Annotated in this window: 13 protein-coding genes and 2 tRNA genes; 3 read left to right on the top strand and 12 right to left on the bottom strand. The window is 64.8% G+C overall.

Translation table 11 applies throughout. From position 1 onward, the window contains the following. The first annotated feature begins 16 nt into the window (after positions 1 to 16). Positions 17 to 529 carry a GNAT family N-acetyltransferase gene (locus tag ASD45_RS18415; protein ID WP_056913131.1) on the top strand — a complete coding sequence of 171 codons (513 nt, stop codon included), beginning with the start codon at positions 17 to 19 and terminating at the stop codon, positions 527 to 529. Between the two features lie 124 nt (positions 530 to 653). Here the strand turns inward: ASD45_RS18415 and folD are convergent, their stop codons facing one another. The 3 genes from folD to ASD45_RS18400 are packed head-to-tail and all read right to left on the bottom strand — an operon-like array spanning position 654 to position 2175. Next, positions 654 to 1538: a bifunctional methylenetetrahydrofolate dehydrogenase/methenyltetrahydrofolate cyclohydrolase FolD gene (gene folD, locus ASD45_RS18410; RefSeq protein WP_056913130.1), complete on the bottom strand. Its 885-nt coding sequence runs from the start codon at positions 1536 to 1538 to the stop codon at positions 654 to 656. 22 nt (positions 1539 to 1560) lie between these two features. Beyond that, positions 1561 to 1881 carry a DUF167 family protein gene (locus ASD45_RS18405; protein WP_056913129.1) on the bottom strand — a complete coding sequence of 107 codons (321 nt, stop codon included), beginning with the start codon at positions 1879 to 1881 and terminating at the stop codon, positions 1561 to 1563. A gap of 3 nt (positions 1882 to 1884) precedes the next feature. Beyond that, a complete protein-coding gene (locus ASD45_RS18400) occupies positions 1885 to 2175 on the bottom strand; it encodes a YggT family protein (protein WP_056913600.1) in 291 nt (96 codons plus the stop codon). Between the two features lie 231 nt (positions 2176 to 2406). Here ASD45_RS18400 and ASD45_RS18395 point away from each other — a divergent pair. After that, positions 2407 to 2482: transfer RNA gene (locus tag ASD45_RS18395), tRNA-Ala, on the top strand. A 49-nt stretch (positions 2483 to 2531) separates the two neighbouring features. Here the strand turns inward: ASD45_RS18395 and ASD45_RS18390 are convergent. From ASD45_RS18390 to ASD45_RS23160, 3 genes are all read right to left on the bottom strand, one after another. Continuing rightward, a complete protein-coding gene (locus ASD45_RS18390; protein ID WP_056913128.1) occupies positions 2532 to 3332 on the bottom strand; it encodes an SDR family oxidoreductase in 801 nt (266 codons plus the stop codon). Positions 3333 to 3387: 55 nt separating this feature from the next. Then, positions 3388 to 3855, bottom strand: coding sequence for a TerB family tellurite resistance protein (locus ASD45_RS18385; RefSeq protein WP_056913127.1), 468 nt, complete (start codon positions 3853 to 3855; stop codon positions 3388 to 3390). 188 nt (positions 3856 to 4043) lie between these two features. Then, positions 4044 to 4673 carry a tetratricopeptide repeat protein gene (locus tag ASD45_RS23160; RefSeq protein ID WP_162249462.1) on the bottom strand — a complete coding sequence of 210 codons (630 nt, stop codon included), beginning with the start codon at positions 4671 to 4673 and terminating at the stop codon, positions 4044 to 4046. Between the two features lie 152 nt (positions 4674 to 4825). Between ASD45_RS23160 and pcaB the strand changes: the two genes are divergently transcribed. Then, the gene (gene pcaB / locus ASD45_RS18375; RefSeq protein ID WP_056913126.1) at positions 4826 to 6175 is read left to right on the top strand and encodes a 3-carboxy-cis,cis-muconate cycloisomerase; all 1350 of its coding nucleotides are present in this window, start codon (positions 4826 to 4828) and stop codon (positions 6173 to 6175) included. A 14-nt stretch (positions 6176 to 6189) separates the two neighbouring features. Here the strand turns inward: pcaB and ASD45_RS18370 are convergent, their stop codons facing one another. The 6 genes from ASD45_RS18370 to ASD45_RS18350 all read right to left on the bottom strand — a co-directional run bounded on the left by ASD45_RS18370 (position 6190) and on the right by ASD45_RS18350 (position 11407). Beyond that, a complete protein-coding gene (locus ASD45_RS18370) occupies positions 6190 to 7455 on the bottom strand; it encodes an MFS transporter (protein WP_056913125.1) in 1266 nt (421 codons plus the stop codon). Between the two features lie 33 nt (positions 7456 to 7488). Continuing rightward, a complete protein-coding gene (locus tag ASD45_RS23610; RefSeq protein WP_156380972.1) occupies positions 7489 to 7626 on the bottom strand; it encodes a hypothetical protein in 138 nt (45 codons plus the stop codon). A 111-nt stretch (positions 7627 to 7737) separates the two neighbouring features. Next, positions 7738 to 8454 (bottom strand): hypothetical protein, encoded by a 717-nt coding sequence (locus ASD45_RS18365; RefSeq protein ID WP_056913124.1) that lies wholly within the window; start codon positions 8452 to 8454, stop codon positions 7738 to 7740. Between the two features lie 164 nt (positions 8455 to 8618). Beyond that, positions 8619 to 9377: a hypothetical protein gene (locus ASD45_RS18360; protein ID WP_056913123.1), complete on the bottom strand. Its 759-nt coding sequence runs from the start codon at positions 9375 to 9377 to the stop codon at positions 8619 to 8621. Positions 9378 to 9589: 212 nt separating this feature from the next. Further along, positions 9590 to 9664: transfer RNA gene (locus ASD45_RS18355), tRNA-Thr, on the bottom strand. 117 nt (positions 9665 to 9781) lie between these two features. Next, positions 9782 to 11407 carry a heme biosynthesis HemY N-terminal domain-containing protein gene (locus ASD45_RS18350; RefSeq protein ID WP_056913122.1) on the bottom strand — a complete coding sequence of 542 codons (1626 nt, stop codon included), beginning with the start codon at positions 11405 to 11407 and terminating at the stop codon, positions 9782 to 9784. Positions 11408 to 11412 lie beyond the last annotated feature (5 nt).

Raw genomic sequence — 11412 nt, 5'->3', positions numbered from 1 at the left:
TTGCTTGTATTCGCCAATGAGCACGACACTCATCGAGATTCGCCGCGCCAAGTCCGCCGATGCCGAGGAGGTTGCCTCGACGCATGACGAGGCATGGCGGACGTCCTACCAGGGCATCATTCCCGGCGCCGAGCTCGACAAGCTGATCAACCGCCGCGGGCCGGACTGGTGGGACTCGGCGATCCGCAAAGGCAGCCGCATCACCGTTCTGCAGTTCGGCGACCGGATCGCGGGCTACGCCAATTACGGGCGCAACCGCGCCCGCAGCCTGTTCTATGAAGGCGAAGTCTACGAACTATATCTGCGCCCCGAGTTCCAGGGCTTGGGCTTCGGCCGCCGCCTGTTCACGGCGGCACGCAAGGATCTGGTGCAGAGCGGGCTGAAGAGTCTGGTGGTCTGGGCGCTGTCGGATAACGAGCCGGCGATGGAATTCTACCGGGCGCTGGGCGGGCGCGCCGTGGCGCGCTCGTCGGAGAAGTTCGGGCCGAAGACGCTCGACAAGGTCGCCTACGCCTGGCCGCAGGGCTGAGTTCTTAAATAGAAGGGCATCGACCCTCATCCTGAGGCCCGCGCAGCGGGCGTCTCGAAGGATGAAGGCCGCCTTTGGCCTCATGGTTCGAGACGACGCGTTCCGCGCCTCCTCACCATCAGGATCAGACGCTGGGCGCCTGCAACTTGTTCAGCGCACACGCGGCGCGCACGGTGTTCAACAACAGACAGGCGATGGTCATCGGCCCCACGCCGCCCGGCACCGGGGTGATCGCGCCAGCCACGTTCCTGGCCTCGTCAAAGGCCACGTCGCCGACGATCTTCGATTTGCCGCCCTCTCCCGCCACGCGATTGATACCGACATCGATGACGGTGGCGCCCGGCTTCAGCCAGTCGCCGCGCACCAGCTCCGGCTTGCCGATGGCGGCGATGAGGATATCGGCGCGGCGGCACAGGTCCGGCAGATCCCGGGTCTTCGAATGGGCGATGGTCACTGTCGCATTCTCCGCGAGCAGAAGCTGCGCCACCGGCTTGCCGACGATGTTGGAGCGGCCGATCACCACCGCCTCGAGGCCGGCGAGCGATGATCGCGCCGACTTGGCCAGCATGACGCAGCCCGTCGGCGTGCAGGGTGCCAGCGCCGGCAGGCCGATCGACAGCCGCCCGACATTGACGGGGTGAAAGCCGTCGACATCCTTCATCGGATCGATCGCCGCGATCACCTTCTGCGAATCGATCTGTGGCGGCAGCGGCAGTTGCACGAGAATGCCGCTCACCGCCGGGTCGGCGTTGAGTCTGGCGACCAGCGCCAGCACTTCCTGCTCGCTCGCCGTCGCCGGCAGCTTGAAATCGCACGGCGCCATGCCGGCTTCGACGACCGCTTTCGACTTCGAACGGACATAGACTTCGCTCGCCGGGTCGTTGCCGACCAGCACCACCGCCAGCCCCGGCGTCACGCCATGGTCGCGCTTGAGCCGCGCCACCTCGCCGGCGACCTTGCCGCGCAGCGTGGCCGCGATTGCTTTTCCGTCGATGATGGCTGCGGTCATGAAGCCCCCTTGGCCTGCAGCATTATCGTGATGCGCCCAGTTTCTCCAGCGCGGCGATCAGGCGTGGCGCGTCGCCCGAAATCGTCAGCCGCTTGACCCGCGACGTCGCGCCACCGGTCAACGCCACATCGCGCAGCGCGACGCTCAGGGATTTGGCGATCAAACGGCACAACGCCTCGTTGGCTTCGCCTTCGCGCGGCGCCGCGCGCACCCGCACTTTGAGCACGCTGCGGCCATCGCTGAGCGTTTCGACTCCGTCGATGGCGTCTCGGCCGCCCTTCGGCGTCAGACGCACCTCGAGCATGACGCCACCCGCCACCGCCAGCCACGGGCGCGGGTTCATGCCTTACATGACGATCTGAAGATAGAGCCAGAACACCAACTGCCGGAGGAACAGCAGCCCGATAATCAGAATGACCGGCGAGACATCGATGCCGCCGAGATTGGGCATGATGTTGCGGATCGGCCGCAGCACCGGTTCGGTCACCGCATAGAGGAAGTTGCCGATCGAATGGACGATCGGGTTGCGCGTGTTGACCACGTTGAAAACGACGAGCCAGGACAGAACGGCCGAGGCCACCAGGATCCAAATATAGAGGCTGATGACCGTGTCTATGAGCCAGAGAAAGGGGTTCATCGCGTGCTCCGTCACCTCGCGCGTGTCCGGGCGAAGTGCAGGCGGCTTCGCCATCCGGAACGCAAACCGACGAATAGCCGCTCGGCGACCTTGAGGAAAGAGGCAGCCGCAGGACGCCGCGACGTGGCCCGCCGGGGGCCGTCCTTGACAGGCCGGACGCCCGGTCCTAAATGGCGCCCACTCAGCAAAAAAGCGCGGGGGTAACGGGTTTCCGTTCTCCGCCTTTGGGAAGGGGCCATAGCTCAGCTGGGAGAGCGCGTCGTTCGCAATGACGAGGTCGGCGGTTCGATCCCGCCTGGCTCCACCACCCCCTTCAAAAACCACTCCGAAGGCCACAGCGGCCGGCGCCGCAGGCATCAGGCTTGCCGCTGCTCGGCGGCCGATTGCCGCTTTCCCTGCCGTCGCCCGACCAGGCGCAGCACCATGCGCCGCGGCAGGACGCGCACCAGTAGCGTCACCAGCCTGTTGCCGATCCCTGGGACCACCACGGGGGTCCCCGCCATCAGCCCGCGGTACCCGGCCTCGGCCACCATCTGCGCTGTGTGGACCAAGGGACCGGGTGCGATCTTGGATTTGACGCCGGCGCGCTCGGCGAATTCGGTCGGAACCGGCCCTGGGCACAGAACGGTCACGCGAATGCCGCGCGGCCTGAGTTCACTGGACAGCGCCTCGGAGAACGACAGCACAAAGGCCTTGCTGGCGTAATACACCGCGCTGCCCGGCCCCGGCAGGAAGCCCGCTACCGAACCGACATTGAGAATGCCGCCGCGATGGCGCTCCAGGCTCGGCACGAAAGCAAGCGACAGATCGGTGAGTGCACGCTGGTTGACGTCGATGATCTGAAGCTGTTCGACGCGGTCGAGTTTGGCTGCGCTGCCAACGAGGCCGAAGCCCGCGTTGTTGACGACGTATTGCGGCTCGGCCCCCGCTGCCGCAAGCGCTTCGCCGATGGCGCGCGATGGCTCCGGCTGCGTCAGATCGGCGGCGATGACGATGGGCCGCGGCTGACCGCTTCTTTCGATCTCGTCGGCCAGCGCATTCAGTCGATCGACCCGCCGTGCCACCAACGCCAGCGCATGGCCGTGCCGCGCGAAGATGCGCGCCAGCTCGACGCCGATGCCGGACGATGCGCCAGTGATCAGGGTGATCGGTTTCATCGCGGGATCATAGCAAATGCCATTCCGCGGCGCGCGGACCGGAATGACGAAAATATCAACCTTCGCTGACCTGCTGCCCGGCTACCCGGGTGCGCAAGGCAATGCGTTCCTCGCGCGACACGTTGAGCAGGTCGGCGGCGCGCCAGATCAGGTTGTCCTCAAATTCGGTGACGGCGCCATCGGCAAACACCACCTGCCACATCATTTCGACGACGCGGGCGCGTTGGGTGTCGTCGAGCGCGCGGTTGAGCCGCGTGGTGAAGTGATAAAGATCGACGGCCCGCTCATCGACTTCCTCGGCGCGAGCGATGAGCTTGTCGGCCGATTCATCGTCGAGCTTGAAGCGCTGCATGATGAGGTCGTGCAGACGCGCGCGCTCGACATCGGAAATCTCGCCGTCGATGGCGGCGGTGTGGACGAGCAGCGCCGCGGCGGCGAGCCGATAATCGCTGTCGGCAAAAGCTTCGCGGCGCGGCTCATCCTCACCCAATTCGCCGATGAATTTCATGATGGCATCGAACATGGCGCGGTCTTACGTCCTCGATTTCGGCCCTGGCCCTCAGGCGTTGCCTGCAAAGGGCAAAATGCGGCGCCTCATGCGCCGCAATCCAACCCAATGTAGGTCGGATTTGCCCAAATGCTCATGACAAAATCGAAAGGTTCCGATCGCGGCGAATAGACGCGTGCGGGAACGCGGTCCGGCGGCCGTCGCTAACGGCCTTTGCGCTCGCTGGATTCAAGCAGGATCAGGTTGTTCTCGACGAACTTGTTGCGCGGATCCTGGCGCTGCGCCGCCAGCAGCTTGTCGCGCGCCGCCTTGAAGTCGCCGCGCAGCATGTAGGAGTAGCCCTGGTTGTTGAGCACTTCCGAGGTCGGGCCGGCGATGGCGAGCGCCTTGGCGTAAGCGTGATCGGCCTTGGCGAAATCGCGCAGGCGGTCATAGCAGGCGGCCAGGCCCAGCCAGGCTTCCGAACTCTTCGGTGCCAGCTCGGTCGCTTGGCGGAAATGACGCTCGGCATCGCGGAAACGATTGGCCTGATACTGGTCGCGGCCGCGGCGCATCGCATCCGCGGCGCCGCCGGCAGTGCCCGATTCGGTTTCGTCGCCGGGCAGTTTGACCGGGGCCTTGGGTGCGATCTCCGCGTTCGTCTCGGCGGCCGGCTCCGCCTCTTTTTTAGGATTGCCAATCGAGCCGGTCACGTCCGGCGGCGGCGGCACCATGGCCAGCGCCTGCGTGCCTGGCGCTCTGCCGTCGGCAACGCGGTCGTTGGTGGTGTTGCAGGCCGCAAGCATCAGGCCTGCACCCACGATGATCAAAGTTCTGGTAGGGGCGACGGGCATCGGCCGACCTGCGGACATCGCGTGGGAAGTGCCGGGCAAGCTAGGGCTTTTATGGTTAATGGATTCTTTAAGCCGGGCCCTCCGAAACCGATCATTCCCGTGCTATGGCGCGGGCCGAAAAAGACCCAAAAAGACCCCAAGGAGAGATCGCAGTGCCGTCGACCTATCTCGATTCAGCGGTTTTCCGCGACATTTTCACCACCCCTGCCATGCGTCAGGTCTGGTCCGATGAGAACCGGGTACAAAAATACCTCGATTTCGAGAAGGCCCTGGCCGTCGCCCAGGCGAAGCTGAAGATCATTCCGCAGGAAGCCTGCGACGAGATCGTCAGGCATTGCGACGCCAAGGAATACGACATGGCGAAGCTGAAGGAGGCCACCGAGCGCATCGGCTACCCGGTGCTGCCGGTCGTCCAGCAACTCGTGAAGCTGTGCAAGGACAAACTCGGCGAGTGGTCGCACTGGGGCGCGACCACACAGGACATCACCGACACCGCCACCGTGCTGCAGATCCGCGAATCGCTCGACATCGTCGGCAAGGAGATCGACGCGATCTGCGACGCGCTCGCCGCACTGGCGAAGAAATATCGCGACACGCCGATGGCCGGCCGCTCCAACCTGCAGCAGGCCGTGCCGATCACCTTCGGCTACAAGATGGCGACCATCCTCGCCGGCTTCGAGCGCCATCGCGAGCGCCTCGCCCAGTTGAAGGAACGCGTGCTGGTCGGCGAATTCGGCGGCGCCGCCGGCACCTTGTCGTCCCTCGGCAAGGAAGGCCTCAAGTGCCAGGTCGAACTGATGAAGGAACTGAAGCTCGGCCAGCCGGCGATATCCTGGCACACGGTGCGCGACTGCATTGCCGAAGTCGGCGCCTTCCTCGGCCTCGTCACCGGCTCGTGCGGCAAGGTCGCCTTTGACGTGAAGCTGCTGATGCAGACCGAAGTCGAAGAAGTCTACGAGCCGTTCCACCAGGGCCGCGGCTCGTCCTCGACCATGCCGCAGAAGCGCAACCCGATCTCGTCGGTCTACATCACCGCACAGACGGCGATCGTAAAGCAGCATGCCGCGGCGCTGATGGAAGCGATGGTGGAAGACCACGAGCGCGCCACCGGCCCGTGGGAAATCGAATGGATCGTGCTGCCGGAGATCTTCATGCTGTCGGCCGGCGCGCTGGCGCAGACCCGCTTCGTGCTCGAGGGCCTGCAGGTCAACGAGAAGAAGATGGCCGACAACCTCATGATCACCAAGGGCTTGATCATGTCCGAAGCGGTGATGATGAAGCTCGGCGACAAGATGGGCCGCAATTACGCGCACGACCACGTCTATGACATCTGCCGCGAAGTCGTGAAGACGGGTCGGCCGTTGGTCGATCTCCTCGCCGAGGACAAGGAGATCTCGCAGCACGCCAGCCGCAAGGAGCTGGAAGCGATGGTCGATCCGGCCAATTATCTCGGCGTCGCCGGCGAGATGGTCGACCGCGTCCTGGCGATGCGGAAGAAGTAGTCAGACGGCAGTCGTCAGGTTTTGGGCATCGTCCGCCAGATCGCGGACGCGACAACGAAGGTGGCGATGCCGATGCCGGCAAACAGCATCGGCAGCGTCGCACCAAATTTCTGCAACAGCGCGACCAGCACCGTGCCGCCGGTCATGAAGGCAGCGTTGAGCACGTTCACGGCCGCCACCGTGCGCGCGCGATAATCGCTGTCCGACCAAGCCTGGACGGCGGCGAAGGCCGGCACGATGAACAGCCCGCCGGCAATAGCGAGGCCGGCAAGATCGATCGCCACCCGCACGCCGAAGCCTGTCGCAAACACCTGTGACGGCGTTTGCCCGGGCGCGGCCGGCCCCGCCCCGAACGCCGACAGCCCGAGATCGAGCGCGAAAGCGGCGAGCAGCAGCGCGCCGGCAAAGGTCGTGCGCAGCACGATGCGGCCGCGCGCGATCGCCGCCGCCAGCGCCGAGCCGACACCGACTGCGATCGAAAACAGCGCCAGATAGACGGTAACCGTATCCTCGTTGCCGCCGATCAAAGTCTTGATCAGCGGCGGCAGCAGCGACAGCACCACGATGCCGACGAGCCAGAACCAGCTTGTCACCATGGCGCCCCACCACAGCCGCGGATCGGCGCGCAGATGACGGAGCATGGCGACCGTCGAGCGCGCGATATTGCCGTTGACCTTGAGATGCGGCGCGCCCTCGCCACTCGGCGGAATGCGCAACGCCGACAGCCAGCACGACAGCGCAAAGCCGATCACCAGCAGGCCGAAGGCGCGCACGCCGCCCTGATGCGCGGCAATGCCGCCCATAATCGTGCCGGTCAGAATGGCGATGAAGGTCGCGCCTTCGACCAGCGCATTGGCAGTCGGTAATTTTTCTGCCGGCAAGTGATCCGGAAGGATGCCGTATTTCATCGGCCCGAACAGCGAGGCGATGACGCCGAACAGGCCGAGCGCGACGAACATGACCGGAATCGACTTGTGCATGTAGCCGTAGAGCGCGAGCAGCGCGACGAAGATCTCGACGAATTTCAGCCATTGCGCGACGCGCGCCTTGTCGTAGCGGTCGGCGAGTTCGCCGCCGAGCCCGGACAGGAAGAAATAGGGCGCGATGAAGATCGCGCTGGCGACCGTGATCAGCACCTCGGCCTCGCCAGCCGTCACGTCGGCGCCGAACAAGATGAGGAAGACCAGCGACGTCTTCAGGAAGTTGTCATTGAACGCCGCGAAGAACTGGCACCAGAATAGCGGCGCGAAGCGGCGTGAAAACAGGAGCGGCGTGGCCATGCCGCTCCCTTAAAACAAGTTGTGCGTGGAAAGCTAGCCGCGGACGCGCGAGACCCGCCGGCGCCGCTTCGATGAGGCCTGCTGGGTGCTCAGATCGTTCTGCATGATGATGGCGGTGGCACCGAGACCAAGGGCAATGGCGAGGGCGACGGTGAAGAGATTGATCCACATCTTCGAGCCTCCTCCGTTGGGCGGTTTTCCCGCTCGGATATCAGCCCAAGGGAACGCCCAAGCAGGCCTCCTCGTTCCACGATGCAAGTCTTTGAAAAATCGTCGAAAAATTTACATTCGCAATGATGTCTGCAATTCGCCGAGCAGAATACGCAAGTCCAGTTCGCGAAATTCCAGATAGGCCTTGCGCAGCCAGCGCTGGATTTCGATGTGGGCATCGAGGGGGATGTGGCGGGCGTTGGCGAGCTGCTCGTCGGCGAATCCGAACGGCGGCGTTTCGATGTATTTGCGCAGGCCCGGCGCCAGCACCGGCATGCGCAGGATGGCGCCACCCTGTCCCGAGGGCGGAAAGCGGTCGCGGTGCTGGGCGAGCCCGAGCATCTCGTTGTGCACCGGCGTCAGGGCCGCGCCGGGAAAGCGGGTGCGCAGGTCGCGATAGACATCGGCGGCCTGCTTGTCAGACGAGACAATGAACAGAATGACCGGCGCAATGTCACGCTTGTGCGCCTCCTCGACCAGGCCGATGCGATAGGCGACGTCGAAAAAATTCTTGTAGGCGTCGCCGCCGACATCGACGACCTTGCCGCCGCCCTGCTCGCTGACGAGGCTGTCGAACAGCGCCATCTGTCCCTTGACGCTGCCGATATTGGCGGCGGTGACATCGTCGGGCGCGAATTGCTTGAGCGTATGGTCGCCTGAATTGAGATCGAAGGCGCCGAATTCGCGGCCTTCATGCTTGTGATAGTCGATCAGCAGCCGCGACAGCAGGGTCTTGCCAACCCGCGGCCGCGGCGAAGCTACGATATAAACAGAATGTCGGATCGACATTGCCGGAAGCCACAATCAATCGCGCCGCGAATGGCAGGAATCAGCCCGGCCTCGGCTTTCAAGTAAAGCATAGCGAGCGTCGAACGAGACACAAAAAAGCGGCGCCGCAGTTCAATCAGGCGCCGCCTGGGCCTTGAAAAATCCCGCGCGCAACTGTCGCGGATTTAGCCGGCGGCCTGACGAACCGGGCTGTCCTGTTTCGGCGCAAGCAAGTCCACCAGTTTGACCCGGTCGTATTCGCCCCAGACCTGGCCGAGCCAGTGGCGTACATAGCCGCGCAGTACGAACGAATAGTTCGCGGGGTCGCCGCTGCCGGTCTTGTTGGCGACGAACTGCACGTAGGGCACGCCGCCCACCTCGACCTGCTCGGTCGCCATCTCGTTGAGCTTCGGGATGGTGATGTCCTGCGCGTTCTTGATCTGGTTGAAGTAGGAATTGTAAGTCGCCGGATCCCAATCGAAGAACGACGTGTCGTTGATGTGGTTCTTCACCAGGAAATAGCTGGCATCGCCGACGAAGGTCGCGGTCTCGGCGATCTCCTGCAGCGAGGCGATCGACGGCCCGAGGATATGGAAAACCGCGAAGGTGATCTGGCCCTTCTTGGCGGATTCGAGAAAGCCGATATCGCTCAAGGCCTGCAAGGTCGGAGACAGTAGACCGGCGCGGATGTCGATGACCGTCACCTGGGCGGGTGTCGTGCCCAGAGTATCGAAGATCTTCATCTGGTCGGCGACCTCGGTCACATCGACGACCTCGGTCAGATTGGGATGGAAGCGCTTCAGCGTGCCGCGCGGCGATTCGGTGTCGAATGCCCGCGTCGGCGTATGGTGCGCGCCGAAATAGTCCAACAGGGTTCGCGCGACCGTGGTCTTTCCGACCCCGCCCTTATCGGCGCCAACGAGAACGACGGCTGGTTTTGCCATGGCTTCACTCTAGAACCGAATTGCGACAGATTTGGTGCCGCGCCAACGCGTTAGCCTCAGGCCCGGCAAAAAGCTGCCCGGATTCAGGTGGGTTGGCAAGGTTGCCAGGTAAGTCGATACATCCTGCCGCGGATCTGACCACAGCAAACCTGCCCTGCCCGGGACCGATCGGTGATTTCGTGAGCGGTGACGCCGCCGGAACTCGCGGGGAATGGTGCCGATGGAGGGATTTGAACCCCCGACCACCCGCTTACGAAGCGGATGCTCTACCACTGAGCTACATCGGCGCCGGCGCAAAAGTCGAAAATCGAGCCCTGTTTTCCGACAAAACCATGCAGAAATCGTGAAGCCCGCGGCGCCTTACTATCGGCGCGGCCCGGGCTTGGCAAGCGCGCCAACGCGGCTCAGCGGAACAAGCCCTTGAGGCGCGACCAGCCGTCCGCGGATGAGGTTTTTTCGGCCAGCGGGTCGCCATCGAGATCGGAATCGAGCCCCGGATCGTCCGGGGCATGAACCACCGGGATGATGGGCTCGACCGGCTTTGTCTCCGCCAGTTTCGGCCTTGGCTTAGCGAGCGGCGCGGCCTCGAGGGCCGTGACCGGGCCAACTCCTTCGCCCGAGGACGCGGTGGCGGCGCCTGCCATCGGTTCGGGGTGGGCCGGTGCGGTTTCCGCCGGCGTCACGACGATCGGCTTGCGCTCGGGCAGAGGCGGCGGCGGCGCATCGACCACCGGATGGGTCATGCCGATTTCCGCGAGCGGCACCCGCCATTCGTAACCGTCGAGCCGGCCGCCTGGCGACACCGGCAGCCAGCGATCCGAGACGACACCGTCGGCGGTCCAGACCGGATCCGGAGCCGCGCGCATGGCGCGGCCGAGCCATTCGCGCACCCGGCCATCATCGCCGTGTTCGGCTTCCTCGATCTCCGCCATCAGGGTTGCGATGCGCTTCGACGGCGACGTGACAAAGGGCGCCAGTGCATCGCGCGCGATTTTGAATTCGCGGGCGTCGATTGCCGCGCGAGCCACCGCGATGGCGCCCTCGCGCTTACCGTTCTGATCTTCCGGCGACTTGTCCGCGAGCGACTGCATGCGCGTCAGACGCGCGCGTGCGGTATCGCCCAGGCGGACGCTCGCGTAAGCCTCGGCCAGATCGGGATGCGGATTGAGCCGCCACGCCGCGATCAAAACCTTGCCGGCGCGGCGCGTATCGCCCGCTTCGGCCAGCCGCCGGCCCGCGAGCGCCGCAGCCGGCACCAGCCCCGGCGCGAGTTTGAGCGCATCGAGCGCAGCAACGCGTGCGGCTTCGCGGTCGCTGTCCTCCAGCGCCTGGGCATGCGCGGTGAGCAGGACCGCGCGCTTGCGGCGATAATCGTCCCTCGCCAGCAAGGAGCGTGTTGCGTCGAGCGCTTTGAGCGCTCCGCTCCAGTCGCCTTGCGCGCAGCGATCGTCGAGCACGGCCTGCCCGGCCCAGGCCAGCGATGGCTCGGCCTGCGCCGCCTGTTCGGCGACGCGGCGCGCAGCGGCGGGATCGTTGCGGCGCTGCGCCTCGATATAGAGGCCGCGAAGACCAAGCAGCCTGGTCTCGTCATGCCGCGTCATTTCAAAGAAGGCGCGCTCCGCGCCGCTACGGTCGCCGGCAAGCTGAGCCGATTGTGCGGTGAGCAAGAGCGTCAACGGATCGCCCGGCGAAAGCCGCGCCGCTTCGTCGGCGGAGCGGCGCGCCAGCCGGGTATCGCCCGAACCGATGGCGATAAGGCCGCGCGATATCGCGAGATGTCCTCGCATTGCACGGCGGTGGCGGAAGAACAGCGATACCTGTTCCGGTGAGCGCAGGATAGCGCGCGCGATCGACCAGATCAGAATCCCGGCGACGATCAACGCCGCGATTGTCAGCAGTGTCACCATCACCGACGTTTCGATGCGGTAACCCATCCAGTTGATGATGACGTCGCCTGGACGGTCGGCGAACCAGACAAAGCCCGCGGCAATGAGACCGACCGTGACGAGGAACAGAATGACCTGAATCATGCCGG

This window comes from Pseudolabrys sp. Root1462, from assembly GCF_001426945.1.
Taxonomy (GTDB): Bacteria; Pseudomonadota; Alphaproteobacteria; order Rhizobiales; family Xanthobacteraceae; genus Pseudolabrys.
Note: the sequence above shows the minus strand (reverse complement) of the source record. Positions and strands in the feature narration are given on the sequence as shown.

Bases quoted from the DNA above. Each gene is read 5' to 3' on its own strand.
- ASD45_RS18415 (WP_056913131.1), top strand. From the start codon at position 17: ATGAGCACGACACTCATCGAGATTCGCCGCGCCAAGTCCGCCGATGCC.
- folD (WP_056913130.1), bottom strand. From the start codon at position 1,538: ATGACCGCAGCCATCATCGACGGAAAAGCAATCGCGGCCACGCTGCGC.
- ASD45_RS18405 (WP_056913129.1), bottom strand. From the start codon at position 1,881: ATGAACCCGCGCCCGTGGCTGGCGGTGGCGGGTGGCGTCATGCTCGAG.
- ASD45_RS18400 (WP_056913600.1), bottom strand. From the start codon at position 2,175: ATGAACCCCTTTCTCTGGCTCATAGACACGGTCATCAGCCTCTATATT.
- ASD45_RS18390 (WP_056913128.1), bottom strand. From the start codon at position 3,332: ATGAAACCGATCACCCTGATCACTGGCGCATCGTCCGGCATCGGCGTC.
- ASD45_RS18385 (WP_056913127.1), bottom strand. From the start codon at position 3,855: ATGTTCGATGCCATCATGAAATTCATCGGCGAATTGGGTGAGGATGAG.
- ASD45_RS23160 (WP_162249462.1), bottom strand. From the start codon at position 4,673: ATGCCCGTCGCCCCTACCAGAACTTTGATCATCGTGGGTGCAGGCCTG.
- ASD45_RS18370 (WP_056913125.1), bottom strand. From the start codon at position 7,455: ATGGCCACGCCGCTCCTGTTTTCACGCCGCTTCGCGCCGCTATTCTGG.
- ASD45_RS23610 (WP_156380972.1), bottom strand. From the start codon at position 7,626: ATGTGGATCAATCTCTTCACCGTCGCCCTCGCCATTGCCCTTGGTCTC.
- ASD45_RS18365 (WP_056913124.1), bottom strand. From the start codon at position 8,454: ATGTCGATCCGACATTCTGTTTATATCGTAGCTTCGCCGCGGCCGCGG.
- ASD45_RS18360 (WP_056913123.1), bottom strand. From the start codon at position 9,377: ATGGCAAAACCAGCCGTCGTTCTCGTTGGCGCCGATAAGGGCGGGGTC.
- ASD45_RS18350 (WP_056913122.1), bottom strand. From the start codon at position 11,407: ATGATTCAGGTCATTCTGTTCCTCGTCACGGTCGGTCTCATTGCCGCG.